The sequence below is a fragment of the Testudinibacter sp. P17/SS/0325 genome (assembly GCF_053570765.1).
In genome coordinates this window covers 38,638-64,299 of sequence record NZ_CM131635.1, presented here as the reverse complement: position 1 = coordinate 64,299, position 25,662 = coordinate 38,638, and the positions used below count along the sequence as shown (strand labels likewise).

The 25,662-nt window shown below is 48.4% G+C and carries 18 protein-coding genes; 15 read left to right on the top strand and 3 right to left on the bottom strand.

Annotation, left to right across the window (positions count from 1 at the left end; genetic code table 11):
• Positions 1 to 108: 108 nt before the first annotated feature.
• The gene (locus ACWA50_RS00220; RefSeq protein WP_431053247.1) at positions 109 to 1,122 is read right to left on the bottom strand and encodes a PTS transporter subunit IIC; all 1,014 of its coding nucleotides are present in this window, start codon (positions 1,120 to 1,122) and stop codon (positions 109 to 111) included.
• A 175-nt stretch (positions 1,123 to 1,297) separates the two neighbouring features.
• Here ACWA50_RS00220 and ACWA50_RS00215 point away from each other — a divergent pair, with 175 nt between their 5' ends.
• The 14 genes from ACWA50_RS00215 to ACWA50_RS00150 all read left to right on the top strand — a co-directional run bounded on the left by ACWA50_RS00215 (position 1,298) and on the right by ACWA50_RS00150 (position 17,985).
• A complete protein-coding gene (locus ACWA50_RS00215) occupies positions 1,298 to 1,900 on the top strand; it encodes an HAD family hydrolase (protein WP_431053245.1) in 603 nt (200 codons plus the stop codon).
• A gap of 24 nt (positions 1,901 to 1,924) precedes the next feature.
• Complete coding sequence (gene rdgB, locus ACWA50_RS00210) at positions 1,925 to 2,524, top strand: RdgB/HAM1 family non-canonical purine NTP pyrophosphatase (RefSeq protein ID WP_431053243.1); 600 nt, start codon at positions 1,925 to 1,927, stop codon at positions 2,522 to 2,524.
• A complete protein-coding gene (hemW, locus tag ACWA50_RS00205; protein WP_431053241.1) occupies positions 2,524 to 3,666 on the top strand; it encodes a radical SAM family heme chaperone HemW in 1,143 nt (380 codons plus the stop codon). Before rdgB ends, hemW begins: the two co-directional genes overlap by 1 nt.
• A 3-nt stretch (positions 3,667 to 3,669) precedes the next feature.
• Entirely contained in the window at positions 3,670 to 4,374 is a 705-nt protein-coding gene (locus ACWA50_RS00200; protein ID WP_431053239.1) for a phosphoribosyltransferase, read from the top strand.
• A gap of 158 nt (positions 4,375 to 4,532) precedes the next feature.
• Complete coding sequence (gene rpiA, locus ACWA50_RS00195; RefSeq protein ID WP_431053237.1) at positions 4,533 to 5,192, top strand: ribose-5-phosphate isomerase RpiA; 660 nt, start codon at positions 4,533 to 4,535, stop codon at positions 5,190 to 5,192.
• Between the two features lie 23 nt (positions 5,193 to 5,215).
• A complete protein-coding gene (gene serA / locus ACWA50_RS00190; protein ID WP_431053235.1) occupies positions 5,216 to 6,448 on the top strand; it encodes a phosphoglycerate dehydrogenase in 1,233 nt (410 codons plus the stop codon).
• Between the two features lie 81 nt (positions 6,449 to 6,529).
• Positions 6,530 to 7,429, top strand: coding sequence for a DMT family transporter (locus ACWA50_RS00185; protein WP_431053233.1), 900 nt, complete (start codon positions 6,530 to 6,532; stop codon positions 7,427 to 7,429).
• 233 nt (positions 7,430 to 7,662) lie between these two features.
• Positions 7,663 to 8,712 carry an endolytic transglycosylase MltG gene (gene mltG, locus ACWA50_RS00180; protein WP_431053231.1) on the top strand — a complete coding sequence of 350 codons (1,050 nt, stop codon included), beginning with the start codon at positions 7,663 to 7,665 and terminating at the stop codon, positions 8,710 to 8,712.
• A gap of 1 nt (position 8,713) precedes the next feature.
• Complete coding sequence (gene tmk / locus ACWA50_RS00175) at positions 8,714 to 9,355, top strand: dTMP kinase (RefSeq protein WP_431053229.1); 642 nt, start codon at positions 8,714 to 8,716, stop codon at positions 9,353 to 9,355.
• The gene (gene holB / locus ACWA50_RS00170) at positions 9,309 to 10,352 is read left to right on the top strand and encodes a DNA polymerase III subunit delta' (protein WP_431053227.1); all 1,044 of its coding nucleotides are present in this window, start codon (positions 9,309 to 9,311) and stop codon (positions 10,350 to 10,352) included. The genes tmk and holB overlap by 47 nt, the downstream gene beginning before the upstream one ends.
• Positions 10,353 to 11,135, top strand: coding sequence for a YchF/TatD family DNA exonuclease (locus tag ACWA50_RS00165; RefSeq protein ID WP_431053225.1), 783 nt, complete (start codon positions 10,353 to 10,355; stop codon positions 11,133 to 11,135). It begins immediately after the preceding gene.
• A gap of 11 nt (positions 11,136 to 11,146) precedes the next feature.
• Positions 11,147 to 11,692, top strand: coding sequence for a DUF1523 family protein (locus ACWA50_RS00160; protein ID WP_431053223.1), 546 nt, complete (start codon positions 11,147 to 11,149; stop codon positions 11,690 to 11,692).
• A 520-nt stretch (positions 11,693 to 12,212) separates the two neighbouring features.
• Entirely contained in the window at positions 12,213 to 17,177 is a 4,965-nt protein-coding gene (locus ACWA50_RS00155) for a YadA-like family protein (RefSeq protein ID WP_431053221.1), read from the top strand.
• Positions 17,178 to 17,241: 64 nt separating this feature from the next.
• A complete protein-coding gene (locus ACWA50_RS00150) occupies positions 17,242 to 17,985 on the top strand; it encodes an OmpA family protein (protein ID WP_431053219.1) in 744 nt (247 codons plus the stop codon).
• A gap of 58 nt (positions 17,986 to 18,043) precedes the next feature.
• Here ACWA50_RS00150 and ACWA50_RS00145 read toward each other — a convergent pair whose 3' ends face one another.
• Together ACWA50_RS00145 and ACWA50_RS00140 are read right to left on the bottom strand one after the other, a co-directional pair.
• Positions 18,044 to 18,352 (bottom strand): BrnA antitoxin family protein, encoded by a 309-nt coding sequence (locus ACWA50_RS00145; protein ID WP_431053217.1) that lies wholly within the window; start codon positions 18,350 to 18,352, stop codon positions 18,044 to 18,046.
• A complete protein-coding gene (locus ACWA50_RS00140) occupies positions 18,333 to 18,626 on the bottom strand; it encodes a BrnT family toxin (protein ID WP_431053215.1) in 294 nt (97 codons plus the stop codon). Before ACWA50_RS00140 ends, ACWA50_RS00145 begins: the two co-directional genes overlap by 20 nt.
• Before the next feature lie 580 nt (positions 18,627 to 19,206).
• Here ACWA50_RS00140 and ACWA50_RS00135 point away from each other — a divergent pair.
• The gene (locus ACWA50_RS00135; RefSeq protein WP_431053213.1) at positions 19,207 to 25,641 is read left to right on the top strand and encodes a YadA-like family protein; all 6,435 of its coding nucleotides are present in this window, start codon (positions 19,207 to 19,209) and stop codon (positions 25,639 to 25,641) included.
• Positions 25,642 to 25,662 lie beyond the last annotated feature (21 nt).

Here is a 25,662-nt window from a genome sequence, read left to right as displayed (position 1 = left end):
TGGGCTACGGTTTTAGACGCGTAACCATCTGGACGGCTATAATACCGATTTTAAGTTCGAATACCAAACGATTTTTGTGATTTTGTATAAATTAAAGATCAACCGCCCCTAATTACTCAGTTTTAAATCTCCCGTTTTAATCCAGCCTTTACGCCGGAAAATGTGTGCGATAGCAAGGGTTAAAAGTGCGGGTAATACAAAATGCAGCAAGCCGATTGCTAGCCAGATTTGGCTTGAGTTGCCCATCGCCTCCAGTGTGCCGATTTGTCCGACTAATCCGCTCGTTCCCATACCTGCGCCGCTAGGAATATTCGTCATTTTAAAAACTTGGGTCGAGAACGCGCCGAGTATGGCGCTGCTGATAATCGGCGGCAACCAGATTTTCGGGTTGCGGATAATATTCGGCATTTGCAGCATACTGGTGCCTAAGCCTTGGCTGAGCAAGCCGCCCCAACGGTTTTCTTTAAAGCTCATGCTGGCAAAGCCGATCATTTGGCAACAACAACCGACCGTTGCTGCGCCAGCCGCCAATCCGCTGAGCGAAAGAGAAATCGCAATCGCCGCGCTGGAAATCGGCAGGGTGAGCAAAATGCCCATAACCACCGACACGACCATGCCCATCAGTAGCGGCTGTAGCTCCACCGACCAGATAATAAATTCACCGATTTGGTTCATTAAGGCGGCAATCGGTGCCCCCAACAGTTGTGCCGCGGCGACACCGGCACACAGCGTTACCGCCGGGGTGACGATAATATCCACCACCGTCACTTTGCTGACTAACTTACCGAATTCCGCCCCAATCGCGGCGGCGAAAAAGCAGCCGACCGGACCGCCTAAGGCAGCGCCGGCAAGACCGGTGATGGCACTGCCGAGTAACACTAACGGCGGTGCTTGTAATGCATATGCTACACCAACTCCGATTGCCGCGCCCATCGCTTTTTGTGCCTGACCGCCGACATCAACTAACCAGCTTATCTCTATCCAAGTGCCGATATTCTTCAGGATTAAGCCGATGATCAGTGAAGAGAACAAACCTAATGCCATAAAATTCAAGGCATCGATTGCATAGCGTTTCAGACTGAATTGAATATTTTGCCGTTGTAAAAACTCGTGGATTGTCATGATTACTCCCTATTAAATTATTTTTTTGTAGCATATACTTTCTATTTTTATCGTCAAGTGATTTTAACGGCAGGAAATGGAATTTATAAACGAGATCACACAATGCGCCGAATTGGCGTTATTCAAGTGCGGTCTGATCTGCTAAGATAAGTCATCTGAAAAGGGGGAGGGAAGTATGCAAAAAACAGTGATTTTTGATTTGGGGAATGTGCTGATTAAATGGGAGCCGGACACGATTTTACAGCGTTTCACGCCTGATCCGCTTGAGCGGGAACAGTATCGGACGGTGTTTTTCAGCCAAACCTGGTTGGCGCTGGATGCCGGTTTAATCCAGTACGAGAATGCGCTGAAGCTGTTTTCATTACTGTTAAGCAAACCGTTGAGCGAAATGGAACGTTTTATGCAAGTCGTGCGCGAATCCTTCGAACCGCTGCCGTTAGCCGTTGATTTATTGCATGATTTAGCCAAGCAAAATGTGGATTTAATCTGTATCAGCAATATGCCGCTGCATGCCTATGCCTACCTCAAACAACGCTATGATTATTGGCATTTATTCCGTGGCATTGTGATTTCGGCAGAAGTGCAATTATTGAAACCGCACTTGGGGATTTTTCAACAGACGATCAAACAGTATCAGCTCGATCCAAACCGCACGCTGTTTATCGACGACTCGCCTGCCAATATCGAAGCGGCGCAAACGTGCGGTATCCATGGGGTTTGTTATCAAAACGACCAAACCGGGATTGAGCAGGTGTATCGATTTTTAGCCCAAAAATAATAAAGAAACAGAAAAGGAAAGCATATGCAACAAAAAAGACAAAAAGTCGTGCTTGCCACCGGCAATCAAGGCAAAGTGAAAGAGATGGCGGATGTATTGGCGCAGTTTGGTTTTGAGGTGGTGGCGCAGAGTGAATTCGGCATTGAAAGCCCGGAAGAAACGGGATTAACATTTGTGGAAAATGCGATTTTAAAAGCACGCCACGCGGCAAAAATCAGCGGCTTGCCGGCGATTGCCGATGATTCCGGTTTGAGCGTGACCGCACTTGGCGGCGCGCCGGGGTTGTATTCCGCCCGTTATGCCGGCGAAGAGGGCAACGATGGCAACAATCGTGCTAAGTTATTAGTGGAAATGGCAGATAAGACCGATCGCAGCGCAAAATTTGTCAGCGTGATTGCGCTGTTGCAACATGCAGATGACCCGACGCCGATTATCGCCGAAGGGGCGTGCCACGGCGAAATTTTGCCGGCAGAACGCGGCGAAAACGGTTTTGGTTATGACGCGCTGTTTTTCTATCCGCCGAAAAACGCCACTTTCGCCGAATTGGCGCAAGCAGAGAAAAAACAGGTCTCGCACCGCGCCAATGCATTGAAAATATTGCAGAAAAAATTACAGGCGAACTGATGTTACAAGCTATTACCTTGCCACCGCTCAGCCTGTATATCCATATTCCGTGGTGCGTGCAAAAATGCCCTTATTGCGATTTCAACTCGCACGCACGGAAAGGCACGATTCCGGAAGCGGACTATATTCAACATCTGTTAGCCGATTTAGAGCAGGATTTGGCGTATGTGCAAAACCGCACTTTGCATTCGATTTTTATCGGCGGCGGCACGCCGAGCCTGTTTTCGGCGCAGGGCATTGCTTATTTGTTGCAACAGGTGGAACAGCGCATTCCATTTTCGCCCAAGATTGAAATCACACTGGAAGCCAACCCCGGCACAGCGGAAGCAGAGCGGTTTATCGGCTACCGCCAAGCCGGCATAACCCGGATTTCGATGGGCATTCAAAGTTTTGAGCAGGAAAAACTGCAACGCTTGGGGCGAATTCACAATGTTGAGGAGGCGGTGCAAGCGATTCAATTCGCTAAAAATAGTGGCTTGAACAGCTTCAATATTGATTTAATGCACGGTTTGCCTAATCAAAGCGTCGAACAGGCGTTGAATGATTTGCGCCAAGGCATTGCGCTTGAACCACCGCACTTGTCGTGGTATCAACTCACGATTGAACCGAATACGCTGTTTTATTACCGTCCGCCGAAACTGCCGGACGATGACGCATTGTGGGATATTTTTGAACAGGGGCATAAACTGCTGACCGAAGCCGGTTATCAACAATACGAAACCTCGGCTTATGCCAAAGCGGGCTATCAATGCCGGCATAACCTGAATTATTGGCGTTTCGGTGATTATCTGGCGATTGGCTGCGGTGCGCATGGCAAAATCAGCTTTGCGAACGGCGAGATTATACGCTATGCCAAAACCAAACACCCGAAAGGGTATATGCAAGGCAACTATCTGCACAGTCAAAGTGCGGTCAGCGCGGCGGAACGCCCGTTTGAATTTTTTATGAACCGTTTTCGCCTGCTTGAGCCGGTCGAAAAACAGGATTTTGTGCAGCTCACCGGCTTAGGGCTAGACCGTGTCGCCGCCGATATTGATTGGGCAAAACAGCAACATTATCTGCAGGAAACCGACCGCACTTGGCAAATCACCGAACACGGCAAACTGTTTTTAAATGAATTATTAGCGCGGTTTTTGGATTAAACAATGCGTACAGAATGGACTACTGATTTTCCCGATACTGTGATTGATCGACGTTTAGGCGATGCGACGTCACATCAAGAATATATTGCTGCAAAATCTGGTGATGTAACTGCTGCATACCGTTTGGCACGAGATTTGGTTACGGATGAAGCGGTGCAAAAATTAACATCAATTCTTGGGCAGCGAGATTTTGTTATTGTGCCTGTTCATGCGGAGGAAGCGATTGGAATTAATATGATTCCTTTGGCTGTGGCAAAAGTATTGGCTGGAAAATTAGAAAAGTCGGTTGATTTATCCATTGTGCAAGCGACGAAGGTTTCTCGCACTGGCAGTGACGGTTGGCATAGATTAGCCAATTCACCTAAATTTGATGGTGTCTTTCCTAATAATCAAAACGCACTTATTTTAGATGATACCCAAACTCAAGGCGGCACATTAACCAGTTTAAAAGGGTATATTGAGGGGCAAGGCGGCAAGGTTATTGCGGTTTATGCTTTAACTGGAAAACAATATTCAGTACAATTAAGGCTATCAACGACAACATTAGCGGAATTGAGAGGAAAATATGGCGATCTTGAAACATGGTGGGCAAGAGAATTTGACTATTCCTTTGACAAACTCACAGAATGGGAAGCTAAATTCCTCCTTAATTCAGGTAAAACAATTGAGCAAGTCAGAGATTTTATCGTTAAGGCAAAACAAGATTGATTCTTATCGAAAATTGGAAAAGCTGGCTCGTTAAAATTTGAGAAACGTCTTGGCAAGAGATTGCCAAGGCGTTTTTGTTTTTATCGCGAATGAAACCCATTGAACAATCAGCATAACGTAGTAAGATAAATCAACTCTCATCAGCATAAGGATAACTCATGGATCAGCTTGAAATGAAACGACAGGCGGCGCAAGCGGCGTTGAAATATGTGGAAGCGGACAGCATTGTCGGCGTCGGTAGCGGTTCGACGGTGAACTGTTTTATCGAGGCGTTGGGCGCAATGGCGGATCAAATCAAAGGGGCGGTTGCCGCCTCGAAAGAGTCCGAGCGACGTTTGCAGGCATTGGGAATTGAAGTGTTCAGTGCCAACGACGTTTCGGGATTGGATATTTACGTTGACGGCGCGGACGAAATTAACCCGCAAAAAATGATGATTAAGGGCGGTGGTGCGGCGTTGACGCGTGAAAAAATTGTGTCTTCGTTAGCAAAAAAATTCATCTGCATTGTGGATTCCACAAAACAAGTGGATGTGCTAGGCTCAACCTTCCCGCTGCCGGTTGAAGTGATTCCGATGGCGCGTTCTTATGTGGCGCGCAAATTGGTCGGTTTGGGCGGACAGCCGGAATATCGCGAAGGCGTGGTTACGGATAACGGCAATGTGATTTTAGATGTGCATAATTTCAAGATTATGCAGCCGGTGGAAATGGAAAAGACCTTAAATAATATCGCCGGCGTCGTCACCAACGGCATTTTTGCTTTGCGCAGCGCCGACATTGTGATCGTCGGCGGCGCGCAAGGGGTTCGGATTTTAACATAACCAAGGAAACGAGAGGAAAACCAATGTCAGCAAAAGTCTCACTGGATAAGGCAAAAATTAAGTTTTTGCTGCTGGAAGGATTGCACCAAAGTGCGGTGGACAGCCTGCACGATGCCGGTTACACCAATATCGAATATCATGCCAAAGCGTTGGACGACGCGGATTTAATCGAAACGATTAAAGATGCGCATTTTATCGGCATTCGTTCGCGCACCCATTTGAGTGCCGAAGTGTTGCAGCATGCGCAAAAACTGATTGCAATCGGCTGTTTTTGTATCGGCACTAACCAAGTGGATTTGGAAGCGGCGAAACAACGCGGGATTCCGGTATTCAACGCGCCGTTTTCCAACACGCGTTCCGTTGCCGAACTGGTGTTGGGTGAGATTTTGCTGTTAATGCGTAAAATTCCGCAAGCCAATGCGGAAGTACACCGCGGCTTATGGAACAAATCGGCGACCGGCTCGCATGAAGTGCGCGGTAAAAAACTGGGGATTATCGGCTACGGGCACATCGGCTCGCAACTGAGCGTGCTGGCGGAAGCGATTGGAATGCGCGTTTATTTTTACGATCTGGAAAATAAACTGCCGTTAGGCAATGCGCAGCAAATCCGCACTTTAGAGGAATTGCTTTCGACCTGTGATGTCATTTCATTGCACGTGCCGGAAAACGACTCGACCAAGAATCTGATGAGCAAAGAGCGGATCGAGCAACTTAAAGAAAACTCGATTCTCATCAATGCGGCGCGCGGTACGGTGGTGGATATCGACGCCTTGGCGAATGCTTTGGACAGTGGGCGCGTGTTGGGCGCGGCAATTGACGTATTCCCGACCGAACCGGCTTCAATCAATGATCCGTTCGAATCGCCGTTGTGCCGTTTTGACAACGTGATCCTGACCCCGCATATCGGCGGCTCAACCTCGGAAGCGCAAGAAAATATCGGTTCGGAAGTGGCAAACAAACTGGTGAAATATTCCGATAACGGGTCGACCTTATCGGCGGTGAACTTCCCGGAAGTGTCTCTGCCGGAACATTCGGGCACCAAACGCTTAATGCACATTCACCACAACCGCCCGGGCATTCTGAACAAGATCAACCAGATCTTCACCGACGAAGGCGTGAATATTGCGGCGCAATATTTGCAAACCAACCCGCAAATCGGTTATGTGGTGATCGATGTCGAAACGACGAATACAGATAACGTGCTACAGCAATTGCGCAGTATCGAAGGCACGATTAAGGCGCGCGTGTTGTTCTAGCCCGGCGTTTAAAAAATCGGTTTAATCTCTGCAAAGTGCGGTTTTCTCAGATGAAAACCGCTTTTTATTTCGGAAAAGAAAATGTCACAATACACAAACACCAATTATGCAGCACCGCTGTTGATTATCGGCTGTGTCATCTTCGGTCTGGGCAGCCTGATCGTTAAATTTGTGCCGGTGGGCGCTTATGCGATTGCTTTTTGGCGCTTGCTGGTTGCCGCCCTGATTTTTTTGGGCTTAATGCGCATGTTTAAGCAAAAACTGCCGCAAAGCCGCAAAGCCATTGGTATGGCGCTGTTGTCCGGCGCGTTTTTGGGCTTCGATTTGGCATTATGGCACGAAAGTATTTATGCGGTCGGACCGGGCATTTCCACGTTACTCAACAGCCTGCAAATCTTCTTTCTGTCTGCGATCGGGTTTATCTGGTTTGCAGAACGGCTAACCAAATTACAACTGTTCAGTCTGCTGTTGGCGATTTGCGGTGTCGCGCTGATCGCCAGTCCGGAATTCGGGCACAACAGCAATGCCGGTTGGGGTTTTGTCAGCGGCATTGTATCCGGCAGCATGTTGGCATTGTCGATGGTGTTTGTGCGCAAAACCCAGCAAGTCGAGCAAACCGCACTTTTCCCGTTAATGCTGCTGATCAGTTTGGGCGGTATGTTGGCGCTATTCCTGCCTTCGCTACTGCTTAACAGCCACAATTTATACCCGACCACCTGGCGTGATGTCGGCTTGATTTTGCTTTACGGCGCGTTAATGCAATGTTTTGCTTGGGGGCTTATCGCCTACGCGATTCCGCTGTTATCGCTTTCCGTCACCGGCTTACTGCTGCTCAGCGAACCGGTTGCCGCCCTATTGATTGACTATTTCTGGCTGTTAAAACCGATTAACCGCCTGCAATGGCTCGGTGCAGGCTTAACGCTTTTGGCGATCTATTTAGGTTCTTTACGGACGAAAAAACGCCGTAAAAAAATCAAATAATGCATTGAATTACTTGGATATTTTAAATATAAAACACCAATTAGCCGCGGGATTAGATTATAATTGGACGGAATTGTAATTAACAATTAGACGGAATAGTAGTTTGCAATTGGACGCTGACTCAGCGCGCAATCCGCCGAAAAATTCGTTCGTTCAGATTGCTATCGCCAAGTGCGGTTTCCTGCTACACTACGCAGGCTTTGTGCGCGTTTTTATTTGAATGATTGAGAAAGATGAAAAAACTGATTTATTGCTTTTTGGGATTGAGTTTGTTGCTGTTTATTGCGGTTGCCGCTGGCGGTTATTGGGGCTATCAGCAGATCCAAAACTTAGCGCAACAGCCGATTCATGCCGAAACCGATCAATTGTTGACGATTGAACGCGGTACGACCGGCAAAAAACTGGGCGAATTTTTACAGCAACAGGGGCTGATTGACGACGCGACTTTTTTCCCGTTTTTATTGCGCTTGCAGCCTGAGCTGAGTGCGGTCAAAGCCGGCACCTATTCTTTGAATGGGGTTGAGAATGTGCAGCAATTATTGCAATTGTTGAACAGTGGCAAAGAGGCGCAATTTGCGATTCGTTTTGGCGAAGGCGAAACCTTTAAACAGCAACTAAGCACATTGCGCGCCGCCCCGCACTTACGCCGGATTTTGCCGGCGCAAGAAGCGGAGATATTTAACCGACTGAAAAATTTGTTACCCGATTCAAACGGGCAGACACAACTGGAAGGTTGGATCTATCCCGATACTTACCACTACACCGTTAATTCAAGCGATAACGAACTGTTGCAACGGGCGGTTACGCGCATGGCGCAGGCGTTAGACAAGGCGTGGCAGGGGCGAGCCGCCGATTTGCCGTTGCAAAATCCGTACGAAATGTTGATTTTAGCCTCGATTGTGGAAAAAGAAACCGCACTGGACAGCGAACGGGCGCAAGTGGCGGGCGTGTTTGTCAATCGTTTAAAACGCGGTATGCGCTTGCAGACCGATCCGACCGTGATTTACGGCATGGGCGACAACTATAACGGCAATATCCGGCGTAAAGATTTGGATCAAAAAACGGCGTACAATACCTATCAAATCGACGGCTTGCCGCCGACGCCGATTGCGATGCCGAGCGAAGCCTCGCTGCAAGCGGTGGCACATCCTGCCGAAACCACCGCACTTTATTTTGTGGCGGACGGCAGCGGCGGACACAAATTCAGCAACACCTTAGCCGAACATAATCAAGCGGTGCAGCAATATCTGAAATGGCTGCGCACACAAAAAAATGGAAATTAAAATGCAAAAGTGCGGTCAATTTATTGTCTTAGAAGGGCTGGAAGGGGCAGGCAAAACCACGGCGCGCCAAGCGGTGCTGACAGCATTGCAGGCGCACGGCATTGAACAGGTCGAATTTACCCGCGAACCGGGCGGCACGCCGTTGGCGGAAAAATTGCGCCAACTGATTAAATTCGGCGATGGCGACGAACCGATTAGCGATAAAGCCGAGCTGCTGATGTTGTATGCGGCGCGGATTCAACTGGTGGAAAACGTGATTCGCCCGGCGTTAAAGTGCGGTAAATGGGTGTTGGGCGATCGGCATGATATGTCGTCGCAAGCCTATCAGGGCGGCGGACGGCAAATCGACCGCACTTTGCTGGCGACCTTGCGCGATACGGTATTGGGCGATTTCAAACCGGATTTAACCCTGTATCTCGACATTGATCCCGAACTGGGGTTGAGCCGCGCCAGAAGCCGCGGCGAGTTGGATCGGATCGAACAACTGCAACTGGATTTCTTCCGGCGCACCCGGGCGCGATATTTGGAATTGGTGGCGGCTGATCCGAATGCGGTGTTGATTGACGCGTCGCAATCTATGGCAGAGGTGGCGACCGATGTGCAACGTGCGGTCACGGCGTGGTTGGCGAAACAGGAGCGTTAGCGTGTACCCATGGTTTGAACCGCTCTTTCAGCAGTTGGATAACAGCTTTGCCCACGGGCAAGGGCACCACGCGCTGTTATTCAAAAGTGATCAAGGCTTAGGCAGTGAACAACTGTTGATGACGATTGCGCAAGGCTTGCTGTGTTTGGAAAAACCGGGCTTGCAAGCCTGCGGAGATTGCCAACACTGCCAACTGTTTCGAGCCGGTACTCATCCCGATTTTCACCCTTTGGCATTGCAAGAAGGCAAAAATATCGGTATCGATCAAGTGCGTGAATTGACCGTCGGTTTGCAGCAATATGCACGCCAAGACGGCAATAAAGTGGTCTATTTGCCGACCTTGGAATTGTTAAGCGAAGCGGCGGCGAATGCGCTGTTGAAAACCTTGGAAGAGCCGAATGACGGCACGTATTTTTTATTGTTGGCGGATTTAACCGCGCCATTAATGCCGACCATTTACAGCCGTTGCCAAGTGTGGACCTTGACCGCGCCGCCTCGTGAGGTGGCAAAAGCGTGGCTGCAAACCCAAATTCAGGCTGATGAAACGGACATTGAAACCGCACTTCGGATTAATTACAACCGTCCGTTGACGGCGTTGAACGGCTTGCAAAAGGAATGGCTGCCACTGCGTAAACAGTTTTTACGCCGCTTTTGGCTGTTTCAACAACACCGCGCGCTTGAGCCGTTTTTGCAACAGTTTGCCTTGAAAGACGAGGAGCTGCTGCAACGGCAGCTGAACTGGCTTTCCAGTTTTTTTAGCGACAGCTTAAAGTGCGGTTTACGGATTCGGCAAGGCTGGATCAATCAGGATATTGCCAACGGCATTGAGCAATTCAGCGCGCTGTTTTCGCAAACCGCACTTTTGCGCGCTAACCAACTGGTGTTGCAACTGCGGCAAGATTTAAGCCGGATTAATGCGGTCAATCAAGAGCTGATTATTCTGGATTTTTTAACCAAATTGATTACACAAGTTTTTGAATCGAAGATTGAGGTATAAGTGTTTATTATTGATTCACACTGTCATTTAGACAGTTTAGATTACGAAAATCTGCATCGAGATATGGACGAGGTGGTGGAGAAAGCCAAACCGCGCGGGGTGCAACATGTGTTGTCGATCAGCACCACCTTAAGCGGTTTTGAAAAATTGCAAACCGCACTTGCACATCGCCGCGACGTTTCACTGTCGTGCGGTATGCACCCGCTGAATGTGGAGGACGAAACTTTCGACGGGCAAAAAATGTTGCAACTGGCGCGTGCAAAACAAGTGATTGCGATTGGCGAATGCGGTTTGGATTATTATTACAGTGCCGATAACAAAGCCAAGCAACAACGGATTTTCGCCGAACAAATTGAGATTGCCAAGCAATTGAACAAACCGTTAATTATTCACACCCGTGCGGCGCGTGAAGACACCATGCGTTTTTTGCAACAAGGCAACGCACAGCAGTGCGGTGGTGTGTTACACTGTTTTACTGAAAATCAATGGACGGCGGATCAAGCGCTGGAGCTGGGTTTTTACATCTCCGTATCCGGCATTATCACCTTCCGCAATGCGGAAGAATTGCGCGCGGTGATTAAAACCGTGCCGCTGGATCGTTTATTGATCGAAACCGATTCGCCGTATCTGGCGCCGGTGCCGTATCGCGGCAAGCAGAACCAGCCGGCGTATGTACGTGAAGTGTGCGACTATCTGGCAGTGTTGAAAGGCGTGAGCGCTGAAGAATTGGCGCAAATCACTACCGCTAATTTTGAACGGTTATTTAAGATAAAAGTGCAATAAGGAAAAATATCATGGCTAAATTTACCCTACGCAGAGCTATCACCTTGTTTTTTATTTTGGTGACGTTATTGATCCACGGTGTCTTGTTTGCCACGGTTAATTTTTATTTTCCGCATTATGAAGTCACCCATGTCACCGGAGTGGAAGTGAAACGGGTGGACAAAGACGGGCCGATCACCAAAGCCAATCCGGCGGACGGTCCGACCCGCGATGTGTATTATATTTATACGGAAAATCCGGAAAATAAAAAAGTGATGGTGTACCGCAATGAAGACACCCGCTGGGGCTTTCCGTTCTATTTCAAATTCAACTCCGCCGATTTACAGGCAAAAGCGCAAGGTTTTGCGGTGGATAAAAAAACGGTGCAGGTGAAATACTACGGCTGGCGTTTGGTGATGTTTGACGAGTTTCGTAATATGATCTCAATGAAAGAAGTCGATGCCAACGCCACGGCGGCATTGCCGATCGCCAGCTATGTGCTGTATTTCCTGCTGCTGATCACGCTGTTTTTATCGGTGCAGTTTATTCGCGGCTGGTTTGCGAGCGAACAAGACTGATAACTCCCCCGAATTCAATAAAATTCCTATATCAAGTGCGGTTATTAAACCGCACTTTTTTTATATTTCAAATAAAGCAATCAATTTACAATCAATCAAAAAAATAAACATTGTTTATTTCAGATTGCGGAAAAACTGACTTTTCTCCCTCCGCGGGCGGAGGGAGTACCATTTTTCGCAAGAAAAATGGGGAGGGAGGTGGAATATAAAAATGCAACATATTCATTTTTAACATTCTTTATGCCTCCCTCCGTCCTTCGGACACCTCCCTCCGTATACGGAGGGAGGGAAATGATTAGCGAAAGAGACTTTGTTATCAGCCTGAAATAAAGATTGTTTATTTTTTTGTTTTTCGTACTTTAACATCAATTGTTGTATATTATTTACAGTAATTGTGTTTTAATATACTTTGTTTTTACTATTCGGTTTGTTTTTTGATCGATTGTTGGGTTGTGAATATTGATCTGCGGAAGAGTGTTGTCTTAGGGTAAAGAATTATTTTTTAAAAGGGGGATTGTTTATGAATAAGGTTTACAAAGTGATTTGGAATACGGCAAAACAAGCATTGGTTGTTGTATCAGAATTGGCCTCAAATGAAAAAAAGGCGGCCAGCGAAAGAAAAAGCGTTTCGGTGGGCAGTCGACCTAGAGCATTCTCGTTGAGTAACGTCTTTTTAATGTTATCTATGGCAATGACTGGCGTTTCTGCCTATGCGGCAGAGACGGAATTAAATGGCAGTGCAGTAGATCAAAGTATTGCGATTGGTTCAAGCGCAACGTCGACAGCCGGTGCAAAAACAACCGGCTCAATTGCCATTGGTTCTAATGCCAGTGCCGGCCGTGCGGATATGCAGGATTTAAAAGCCGCCGGTGCTGCACAAGATGTGTGGATTGGAAAACAAAATAATATTGCGTTGGGAAGCGGGGCGACGGCAGACGGCGGGCGTGTGATTTCCATAGGTGAAAACGCGGGCAGCGGCACCGTTGACAATTACAATATTCAAAATGTAAACATCGGCACCAATGCGGGTACGAATGTACGTGGCCGCCATAACGTGTTGATGGGCTTTGAAGCGGGCATGCTGACCACCGGCAATACCACCGGCAGTGCTTCCAGTAATGTGATTATTGGCCATGGCGCAGGGAAAAATACCAACACCAGCACTAATGTGTTGCTCGGACAAGGGGCAGGCAGCAATTTAACAACGGGTGTGCAAAATATTGCGATTGGTTTGAACGCAGGTTCAAATTCGACCGCGGTAGGTTTTGTGCCTTATATTAAAGCCGAAGGTCATAGCGTTTCGATTGGTAATGGTTCGGGTTCTAATGTGACGGGCGATGTCAACGTTTCCGTGGGGCAGTTGGCTGGTCGGATGTCCACCGGTAGCGCCAATGTGTCAACCGGTTTGCAAGCCGGTATGTCGCGTCAAGGCAGTCAAAATATCTCTTCGGGTTTTTATGCCGGTGCCGGTACTCACGGTGATAATAATATCGCTTTAGGTCATGCCGCCGGTTCTGATATGGGGAAAAGCGGCGATCGGGTAAACCGTTCCACTTCAATTGGTCAGCGTGCCAAATCTTTTGGTAATGATTCAATTGCATTCGGCTCAGGCTCGATTGCGGGTGTAGACGGTTCGGCAAGCACCGTTGCCGGTGATATTGCAATTGGGTTGGCGGCTTCCGCCACTGGCGGATTCAGTATCGCCCAAGGTAATAGGGCACAAGCGACTGCCTTAAGAGCCGTAGCTATCGGTGATACTACACAAGCAACTGCCGAAAGAGCCACTGCAGTCGGCGATCATGCAAGAGCCAATAACCTTTATTCCGTTGCTCTGGGTTATGGCGCTCGAGCAACCATAGATTCTACTAGTGCCGGTGGTCAGGTTGCAATCGGGGCAAATTCCAGTTCAACCAGTAATCGGGCGGTTGCCGTCGGGGCCAGCTCGAGTGCCAGTGGTGCGGAAAGTGTAGCAATGGGTGCGACAGCACAAGCCGCACAAATCGGCGCTGTTGCGTTAGGTCGAAATGCGCAGGCAACCGAAATGGCAAGTGTGGCACTGGGACAATTGACCCGTGCGACCGGCGGCAGTGGAATTGCGATTGGCGCTGCTGCTCAAGCAACAGCAACGTATGCAACAGCGATGGGTTATCAGGCTCAGGCAACGGCAAATAGTGCGATTGCGATCGGTAACGACGCGCAAGCGACTGCTGCCAACAGTATTTCCATCGGTACCGGCAACCAGGTCAGCGGCGAAGGTTCGGGCGCAATCGGGGATCCGACCGTGATCATCGGTGACGCGTCTTATTCTTTGGGTAATAACAATAATATTGCGCAAGACAATACCTTTGTGGTTGGTCATGGTGTGACTTCAACCCAAGCCAACAGTGTGATTTTGGGCAATGCGTCTACTGATCGGGCGGCAACCGCTGAAACCCAAGCCACCGTGAATACCATCACTTATAGCGGTTTCGCCGGTGTCGGCAGTGCTGAAAACGGCGTAGTGAGTGTGGGCGGAGAAGGTAAAGAGCGGCAAATTATCAACGTTGCCGCCGGAAAAATTGCGAAGGATTCAACTGACGCGATTAACGGCAGCCAGCTTTATCAAGTATCAAGCGAATTGACAAATAAGTTAACCCATTATTACAGTGTGAATGATAATGGCAATCAACAAGGCAACTATAACAACGACGGTGCCAGCGGTTTGCGCGCGTTGGCTGCCGGTGTGAATACAACAGCCGCCGGTCAAGAGGCGACGGCAGTGGGGAATAAAGCCGATGCCAGCGGTTTGGGGGCTGTAGCAATCGGTAGTGCGGTCACCGCTTCAGGGCAGGCAACCGTTGCCATGGGATCTTATGCCAGCGCCAGTGCCATCGCGGCTACGGCGTTGGGTGAAGAAACTAACGCAAGTGCAAATGGCGCGACAGCGGTCGGGCGCAAGGCGAAAGCCAGCGGCGGCGACAGTGCGGCGTTTGGTAGTGGTGCGAATGCTTCCGGAGAGTCGGCGGCGGCATTAGGTGCAAGTTCAACGGCGAGTGCGAAATATAGTATTGCCGGTGGTGTGCAATCTGTTGCAAGCGGTATTCAATCTATTGCGCTGGGGCGCGGATCCCAAGCGGCACAAACATATGCGACCGCTATCGGTTCTGCAGCAAATGCTTCTGCCAAACAAGCGACAGCCATCGGCACCAGTGCCGTTGCTTCCGGCGCGCGTTCGGTCGCATTGGGCTCCGCTACGCTGAGTAATAGCGATGTTGTTACCGCTTCGACCACCGCTTCGGCGGAAGATACCATTGCGCTGGGCACGGTGGCGCAGGCGACAGCGGCGAATGCGATTGCCACCGGTACTCAAGCGACTGCCAGTGAAGCTCGTGCGATTGCGATTGGTAATGGCGCACAAGCGACTGCGGCAGATACTATCTCTATCGGTAGCGGCAACTTGGTTAGCGGCACAGGTTCAAGTGCGGTCGGCGATCCATCTATCGTGGCAGGTACGAACAGCTTCTCGGCGGGTAATAAAAATGCCGTCGGCAGCACAACGGATAATTCGTTTATCCTCGGCGGGCGTAATGACCTCGGCGGCACAGCGGTGACCCGTGACGCCAACGGCGTGATTACCACTAAAGATGGTATTGAAGAGGAAGTGGACGCGTCGAATTCGGCGATTGTCGGTTACGATAACAGCGTACAACATAAAAATGTATTTGTACTGGGTAATCGAGTGAAAGAGACAATTGAAAATTCGATTTTCTTAGGTGATTCATCGGCTTATGTCGCGGCAAGTGATGTTGATACAGCAACCACCAAAGGCATTGATAAGACTTATACTTCGGCAAATATCAACAAGTTAAGCTTGAACTTTGCCGGTGGCGATAATGTCGGCGGCGTGTTGAGTATCGGCAGCAGCGAACAAACCCGCCGCATTCAAAATGTGGCGCCGGGCTTGATTTCAGCTTATAGCACCGACGCAATTAATGGTAGTCAACTATTTGCGGTGATTAACAGCGGCTGGCGGTTTACCGTCAGCGATAATGGCGGCACCAGCTCAGCGAACTATACTGACGGCGCAGCGTTTGAAACGGTTAAATTGGGCGACACGCTGAACTTTATTGCCGGGGATAATATTGACATTACTCAAGACGGCAAAGGAATCACCATTAGCGCGAAAGTGATGAAAGGTGAAAAAGGCGATACTGGGGCAACAGGCGCAACCGGACCACAAGGTCCGGCGGGTGCTGACGGTGCTACCGGCGCGACAGGTGCAACAGGTGCAACAGGTGCAACAGGCGCAACCGGTGCCACAGGTGCAACCGGTGCAACCGGCGCCACAGGCGCAACCGGCGCTACAGGTGCAACCGGCGCTACAGGTGCAACCGGCGCCACAGGTGCAACCGGCGCTACAGGCGCAACCGGTGCAACGGGTGGTGCAGGTACTTGGACTGTGGAAGTTGACGGTGAAAATGGCAGTGAAGTGGGTGATGGTGATGTCGTTAACTTTGCTTCTGGTAAAAATATCGAGGTTGAAAAATCAGGTACTGACATTACGATCAGCACGGTTGAAGCTCCGGAATTTACCAGTGTTACAGCAGAAACCGTTAATGCAGGCACAGTGAATGCAAGCGAAGTTAAAGCGGGTGATACCACGCTGAATGACAATGGACTAACGATTGCGAATGGTCCGAGCGTCACTAAAGATGGTATTAACGCCGGTGGTAATAAAGTGATCGGCGTTGCCGCGGGCGATATTTCGGCGACGAGCACGGATGCGGTAAATGGCAGCCAGTTGTATGCAACTAACCAAAATGTTGCAACCAATACCACGAATATTGCAACCAATACCACGAATATTGCAACCAACACGGCGAATATTCAGAAAAACACTGCGACAATCAGCAAAGGCTTAAACTTCAATGCGGATACTGGTGCAGTTGTGAACCGTCAATTGGGTGATACTGTGTCGATTACCAGGGATAGCAATATTACAACCCAAACCACGGCTAATGGCGTTCAAGTCACCCTCAATAAAGAGCTGAACCTGAACAGCGTCACCACCGGTAACACCAAAGTGGATACTAAAGGCGTGACAATTAGCGGTGGCAGCAAGGGCACGGTTTCATTAACGGGCAATGGTTTGAACAACGGTGGCAACCGTATTACCGGCGTTGCAGCGGGTGTTGACGGCACTGACGCCGTGAATGTGAACCAGTTGAATGCGGCGACTAGCAACCTGAACAACCGTATCAACAAAGTTGACAGTCGCGCCAGTGCAGGTACGGCTTCTGCTATGGCGGCGGCAGGCTTGCCGCAGGCATACTTGCCGGGTCACTCCATGGTGGCGGTTGCCGGCGGCACGCACCGTGGTGAAAATGCGATTGCGCTAGGGGTTTCCCGTATCAGCGATAATGGCAAAGTGATTGTCAAATTGACCGGGGCTACCAACAGCGAAAACGACACCAGTGCCAGCATTGGCGTGGGTTATCAGTGGTAATGAAACCTGACCGCACTTTGTCTCAGTAAGTGATAAAGTGCGGTGATTTAACGGAGAAGATTAAATGAAAAATGTAGCAAAATACGTATTGCCATTGACAGCTTTAGTTTTAGCGGCTTGCGGCAATTTAAGTGATGTTAAGCAAAATGGCACAACCGACAATCCCGTTTTCCCTGAAATCGAAGACGCAAGCGTGAATTTCAGCGGCTCGCAATACGGCATTTGGCCGAACTGGGACAACGTGCGCATGATCGAAAAAGGCATGAACAAAGATCAGCTTTACTATTTGATCGGACGTCCGCACCATGCGGAAGGGTTGTTTGCGGTGCGTGAATGGGATTATGTGTTCAACTACCGTCAAAACGGCGAACACAAAATCTGTCAGTTTAAAGTCTTATTTGACACCGATATGAATGCACAATCGTTCTTCTGGAAACCGCAAGGCTGTAACAATCAATATGAATTGTCCGGTGATTTTCTGTTTGATTTTGATGCCGGCAATTTAAATGCCAACGGCAAAGCGACCCTTGACGGTGTTATCAGAAATTTAAAAGCACAGAACGCGAAAGCGGTTGAAATTTCAGGTTATACCGATCGTCTGGGATCGGACAGCTATAATCTGGCACTTTCGCAGCGTCGCGCCGATGCGGTGAAGGCTTACTTTGTGCAACAGGGCTTTGCGCCAAGTGCGGTCACGGCAATCGGGCGCGGCAAAGCAGATCAAGTGGCGGCGTGCGAAACGGAACAAGGGCAAGCCTTGCGCGACTGCTTAAAACCAAACCGCCGTGTGGTGATTTCAGCAAAATAATTTGCTGACTTGTTCAAATGTATACCGCACTTTGTTGTTAAACACAAAGTGCGGTTTTTTATGGGCGTTGATTTTTGAGGTCGTTTAACATGGCTTCACGCAAAATAGCATTCATACGGGTTTGATAGCCTTTGCCTTTTAATTTCAGCCACGCAAGAATATCCGAATCAAAACGCACTGTCACCGGGGTTTTCGTTGGTTTATAAAATTTCCCTCGCCCCGCACTTTGCCAATCAAGCGCATTTTGTTCAGGTATCTCAGTTGTGTCGATCTCGATATCTGTTTGATCAGCCAAGTTTTTCAGTTGGTTAAGCCGCTCTTTAGAAATCGAGGGCAGTGCTTCTTGTTTAAATGAGATTTTGTTCATAAATTGTTTTTTCCTTTTTTGTTGCCCTTCTCGCACTAATAATTCGGATTAGCTCCGGATTTGAATTTGAGTCGAGCGTATGTGCGACCAGAATCAGCAGACAACCTGCGACCAATCCCATCGTTTGCCAGCGGTATTCCCCATTTTCGATCCGATCTTGAATGGAAAGGTGATTCGGATCACTAAAAACATGGGCAGCTTCTTCAAATGTAATACCATGCTTTTTTATATTGGACTTTGCTTTATTTATATCCCATTCAAATAGTAATGACATGGTTTTTCCTTTTACTTAGGTATGTACTATATTGTACATACAAATAAGGAAAAGAGAAAGCATGATTTGTTGAATAACGGATTGTTAATGCACCGACTTGATTAGCAAAGTGCGGTATTTGCTATTTGCTCTACACATTCCTCCCGTCCATTCCTTGAACACGGTCTTTTGTACACGATGAGTAAGATGTCGGCAAAAGTATTGTCCGTCAATATCACTTTCGCATTAATTTTGTCAAAAGGAGTGTCAGTGAAATAGTCACCACTGATTGTCATTTATGTCATTTTGTGTGGCGGACGTGTCTGTTTTTGGTTTTCGTTTACAATTTATGTTTTTCATCATGTTGTTTTTTATTTGCGTACGGAAATTAGGGGTAAAAATGCTTTTTTTTTTGCTAGTTAAAATAATGAGTTACAAATTAATTGTAAGTTTTATCCGAGTTATATTGTAAATATCCGTGGGTGGTTAATAATAAAGCAAGTGAAATGCTGATGATATTAGTGTCAGGTTTTAATTGATTTTCAAAATTATTTTGTTTTTTACTTTTATTTTATTTCTAATGGAGCGTTTGGGAGACTGTATGAATAAAGTTTATCGAGTGATTTGGAATAGAACGACACAACAATGCGTAGTTGCCTCTGAATTGGCGAGCGGTTATTGTTGTAGTTCACATTCCGATTCAAATCAAACCGAGAAATCAATCCGAAAATTTAATCAAAAATTAAGCCGAACCGCACTTTTGCTGTCCGGCTTGTTTTTTGCCGGTTTCAGCCTCAGCCCGGTGGCGTCTGCGGCGGTGACTATTGATAATACGGCTAACCGCATTAGTGCAGGAGAACTGGGAAATTCCAATATCACTAATGCACTAGTTCTTGGCAATGTTACGGGAGTTGGCGGAACAAGAAAAATTATCATTGGTGAGGGGGCAGCAGCAGATAGCTGGGGCGGTTCTAACTCTATTATTATTGGTACCAATGCAGGACACGGACAAACCGCAACCCATAGTTTCACCCTTGGTGAACTTGCCGGTTTTAACGTTGCGGGCGACAGTAACTTTGCGATGGGTAAATCAGCGGGTCGTACCGTTGTTGGTAGCAACAATTTTGCCTTTGGTGAAGAAGCTGGGCAAGATATGGGAACGCATGAAAATGCAGATAAAACAGCACAAGTCGGTGGCAATAATATTTCCCTAATGCAAGGTGCAGGCAGCGGCACTAAAGGCTCATTTAATTTTGCCGCCGGTTTTCAAGCCGGACAAGGTGTAACAGGTCATTATAACTATGCGTTAGGTTCACAAGCAGGTAAAACCGTCACCGGTGATGATAACGTGGCATTAGGGGCTAAAGCAGGACAAGAAGTCAATGGTCGTTCTAACTTTGCATTTGGTAACGATGCAGGGAAAAATGTAACAGGCAGCTATAACTACGCCTTTGGTGACGGTGCAGGGCAAAATGTAAAAGGTTACACCGGACCTAATCCACAAAAACCAGATGAACCACAATCGGTTGGTGCCAATAACTTTGCTTTGGGTAAAAATGCAGGTTCAAACTTGGTGGGCAACCACAACGTTTCCATTGGTGAACTGGCAGGGAATCGTGTTGGTACAAATCATAAAACGAATGAAACCGTTGATTCCGCCGAACACAATATTGCCCTTGGTTTCAGTGCCGGGCAATATATCGCCGGGCAAGATAACTTTGCCGCCGGGGTGAATGCCGGTAGCCGTATTATCGGTGAAAGTAATATGGTGCTGGGGAAAGATGCGGGTACCGATATTGAAGGGGATTTCAATACCGCACTTGGCTTGAACGCAGGGATGAATGTCACCGGTAATTCCAATGCCGCAATCGGCGAAGAAGCAGGTAGAAATGTTATTGGCAATACCAATACCGCAATCGGTAAAAATGCCGGTAATAAAGTGACAGGTACTGATAATATCAGTGTCGGTAAAAACGCAGGCACCGACGGAACTAATGTCAGCACCCGTAACGAAAGTATCTCCATCGGTGTTGACTCTTTAGCCAGCAAAAACCAAACCGTGGCGATTGGTGCTAAAGCGAAATCCATCGCAGACAAAGCCACTGCCATTGGCAATAGTGCAGAGGCTTCAGGCACAAGTGCACTCGCCATTGGTGACAGTGCCAAAGCAGGTGCCTCACAAGGTGTGGCAATCGGTAATACTGCCAATGCTGCCGCAACAGCTGGCGTTACTAGCGGAGTGGCTATCGGCACCAAGGCGAGCGTGTTTGGCAACAGCGGTGTTGCTATCGGTCGCAACAGTGCGGCAGAAACTAACGGTATTGCTTTGGGCACGAGCGCAAATGCTAATCAAACCAACTCAATTGCAATCGGTAACACTGCGTATGCAGGTAATGAAGCGGTGCATATCGGTACGACTGCCACAAAGGGTAACTGGAGCAACAACACCGGTGCATTCCGTCGCGGTAGCACCATGATCGGTTATGAAGCCGCGACACAAGGCTTATATTCAACCGTTACCGGTAATAACAATAAAATTCTGATTAACCAACGTGCGACAACTGGCGGTTTCTTAGGACTACGTGCATTTGCCAGTCAGGGGGCATTCTCACATATTTACGGTTCGCAAAACACCGTTGGCGATACTGCCAGTACCGACACTACTAACAGCATTGCGGTGCTGGTGACCGGCTCGGGTAATACTGTGCAAAACAGTAACGGTGCCTTGGTCAGTGGTTATGGTAATACTCTCACCAATTCGGCTGACGATAAAATCGTAATGCCTATCTTTGAAGACCCTATGGATACGATGGCGCGTATATTGGCGACTAATGGCACAGAATTAGGGCAAACCGCATTAATCGGTGCTGGCAACAGCTTAGATAACGGTAAAGATACGCTAGTGATCGGTATGCACAATAGCGTGAATACCTCGAATGACTCTTCAATTACGGGTAGCAATCTGACCGTCAACAGCATTGACCGCTCTTTAGTCAGCGGTAATGACAATATTGTCCACAGCGCGACGGACGTGTTGGCAATGGGGAATGATTTAGTCTTAGGTTCTGACGGCAACCCGATCAGCGGTACGATTGTTTTAGGAAATGACATCACGCTGGCTGACGAGGCTGAAGTGAAAAATGCGGTTGCGATTGGTAATGAAACTAAGGTTGCCAGTGAGTCTATTGCGATCGGGCAGGGTGTGGAAGCCACAGGTAAACAGTCGATTTCGATTGGTTTTGGTAATAAAGTCAGTGGCAATCACTCCGGGGCAATTGGTGATCCAAGCACAATCAATACCGCTAATTCCTATTCCATCGGTAACAACAATACGTTGGCACGAATTGACGGCAACGAAAAAGGCATTTTTGCTTTTGGTAACAACATTACACAAACTACCGACAACTCTGTATTCCTAGGCAATAACGCTGCTTATGTGGCTCCAGCAGCAACAACCAAAGGTACTGATAATGCTTATAGCAGTGATACCACGGTGGTAACAGGCAAAACCTTAAACTTTGCCGGTGGTACGAATGTGGTTGGTGTGGTGAGTGTCGGCAAAGCCGATGAGACCCGTCGCATTCAAAACGTGGCACCGGGCTTGATTTCTGCAACCTCAACTGACGCAGTAAACGGCTCACAACTTTTCGCTTTAGCACAAAATATTTCTACTGCCGCCACAGGTAGCACGCTGAAATATCTGTCGGTAAATAATCCGGCAACAGATGTAGCAAATAGCAAAAATGATGGCGCAACCAAAGCCGGGGCGATTGCGATAGGGACAAAAGCGTCGGCAACTTTGGTGAATGCCTTGGCAATTGGTAACGGCGCAAAAGTAACTCCGGACGGCGGTGCGGGGACTAATGGGATAGCCATTGGTACCAATGCCTATTCCCATGTGATGACCAACGGCAATCATGAAGCGATCGTCACTTTCGGACGTACGAAAGCTAATTTGGCAGGCGGTATTGCTATCGGGCAAGATACCCACGCACGGATTTCCACCATTGATATTGGTAACCGCGATTATCGTGGTCAAATCGGTGATATTGATCTCAGCACGGCAGATTGGATATCAAACAATGTGATCACCGGCGTTGGCGCAACCACAGTGGGGGACAACTCTACCAACTCTGCTAATTTCTCCAGTATCAACGGTTCGTTTAACGTGATTTCTAAAGCGTTTGATAAACCGACCGCTAGCTGGGCTGGCAATGCTTATACAAGAGGAGCTAATGCACTACATAATGCAGGTGCAGCCATTCAAGGTTTTGGCTCCTCCATTACCGGTTCGCTCAATAGTATTGAAGCCAATGAACCGCTTACAGAAGACTTGAGCGTATTAAGTGTCGATGGAAGTGCGGTTCCTGCAACAGCTCATCCGGCTAATGGCTTAATGTATTCTGGGTTAGCATCTAGTATTGTTGGGGTGGCTAACCGCGTAAATAAGAGCAATGGCGCATTAATTTTTGGTGCGGGTAATGAGATTACCAATTCTTATTTAACACCAAATAGTTCTTTGATTATCGATTCATTTGCAACTAATTTTTCTATTTTTGGTGCAAATGTTGCCTTAGCGGTAAACCCTAATATTACGGCAGGATCAGTTAAAGAATTATCTGAAACATTAAGACAATACGTTACCGAAAACCGTTTAGGTTCAGTTGGTATTATGGGCGGTGGCAACACTGCCGATTATGCTATTCTTTCCACTATCAACGGTATCGGTAACAGCTTAAGCGGAACCGGTGGTGCAGCGTTAGATAGCACCAATACCAAATTAGAAAACGCCTTGAATGGTACGATCTTCAGTGCCTTTAACACCATTAACGGCTATGAAAACACCGCTAAAAATGTGGCACACACCGGCATTACCGGCAGCCATAATGAAGTGGAAAATGCGCTACAAACCATCTTAATAGGTAACAACCATGTGCTGAAAGGCACCACTGCAGACGCAGCAACTGGCAACATTATTCTAGGCTTTAACAGCAGTAAAGATGCTGATGATATTGCCGAAAGTGTTGATGATGTGGTGGCGATTGGTAATGACACCAAAGTGGGTGGAAATGCCGCCATCGCTATCGGTAAAGGGGCTCAAGCCTTGGCAGCAAATACCATTTCGATTGGTTTAGGCAATGTTGTCAAAGCCAAAAACTCCGGTGCGATTGGCGATCCAAACATTATCGAAACTACCAATTCTTACGCTATCGGGAATAATAATGCATTGTTGAGAGCGCCTAATGCAACAACCGATGAACTGGGTATTTTTGCCTTGGGGAACGATATTAAGGTTACAACCGATAATTCGGTATTCTTAGGCAACAAAGCAGCGTTTGTGGCAGCCGATACAACCACCAAAGGCATTGATAAGACTTATACTTCAGCAAATATCAACAAGTTAAGCTTGAACTTTGCCGGTGGCGATAATGTCGGCGGCGTGTTGAGTATCGGCAGCAGCGAACAAACCCGCCGCATTCAAAACGTCGCGCCGGGGCTGATTTCAGCGAATAGCACCGACGCAATTAATGGTAGTCAACTATTTGCGGTAATCAACAGCGGCTGGCGGTTTACGGTCGGTAATAATGGCGGCACCAGTTCAGCAAGTTATACTGACGGCGCAGCGTTTGAAACGGTTAAATTGGGCGACACGTTAAACTTTATTGCCGGGGATAATATTGATATTACTCAAGACGGCAAAGGAATCACCATTAGCGCGAAAGTGATGAAAGGTGAAAAAGGCGATACTGGGGCAACCGGCGCAACCGGACCACAAGGTCCGGCGGGTGCTGACGGTGCAACCGGCGCGACAGGTGCAACCGGCGCAACAGGTGCAACCGGCGCAACAGGTGCAACAGGCGCAACAGGTGCTACCGGCGCCACAGGCGGTACCAGCGCAGGCATAGAATGGCAGTTGGCAACGGACGGTGATACGGAAAAAGATCCAGCGCAAGCGCCAAGTGCGGTTTCCGGCGAAACGGTGACGGTGAAACACGGCGCCAACAGCAAAGTGTCTGCGGTAGCCAAAGATCAGGACGGTAATTACAGCTATGAAATTGACGTGGTCGGTCTGCCGATGGAATATCTGGACGCCAATGGCAACTCATTGACCAATGTCGGCGGTCATTTCTATAGCTCACAAACCAATGCCGACGGCACGATCACCCTGACTCCGGCAACCCCGGCGAAAGTGAAAATTGTCAGCGAAAAACCAATGGTTGTGACCAATGTTGCCGACGGCAACGTCGCGTCGGGTTCAAGCGACGCGATTAACGGCAATCAGTTGCACGGCACGGCGCAATCGGTTGCTAATGCATTGGGTGGCGGGGCAACAGTTGACGCAAACGGCAAAGTCACGGCGCCAAGTTATGTGATCACCCAAACCGACGGTAAAACCACCACGGCGAACAATGTCGGCACGGCATTGAAAGCATTGAACAACGAAGTGATCAAACCGATCACTTTCGGTGCCGACAGCGGCACGGCGTATGCGGCGACCTTGGGAAGTGCGGTTAATATTCATGGGGACGGTAAAAATATCGCGACCGAGTCTGACGGCAAAGGCAATATCAAGGTGAAAATCAGCGATACGCCGACCTTTACCAGCGTGACCGCCAACAGCTATAACGTGGGAGAGAAAACCTATATCGACGGCAACGGGATCAACGCCAACAACCAAACCATCAACAATGTTGCCGACGGTGAAATCTCGGCAACCTCGAAACAAGCGGTTAACGGTAGTCAGTTACATGCGATGAATCGAAATGTGAATAACCTGAGTAACCGAGTTGACGGCTTGGCGAAAGACATTGACGGCGTGGGTGCAACCGCAGCGGCAATGGCAAGTTTGCCGCAGGCCTACCTGCCGGGGCACTCAATGGTGGCGGTTGCCGGCGGCGCGCATAAATCGCAAAATGCGGTGGCGTTAGGGGTATCGCGTATTTCCGATAACGGTAAAGTGATTCTGAAACTGAATGCTTCTCACAACAGTCGCGGCGATTTGACCGGCGGCGTTGGCGTGGGTTATCAGTGGTAACAAATCTGACCGCACTTTGCA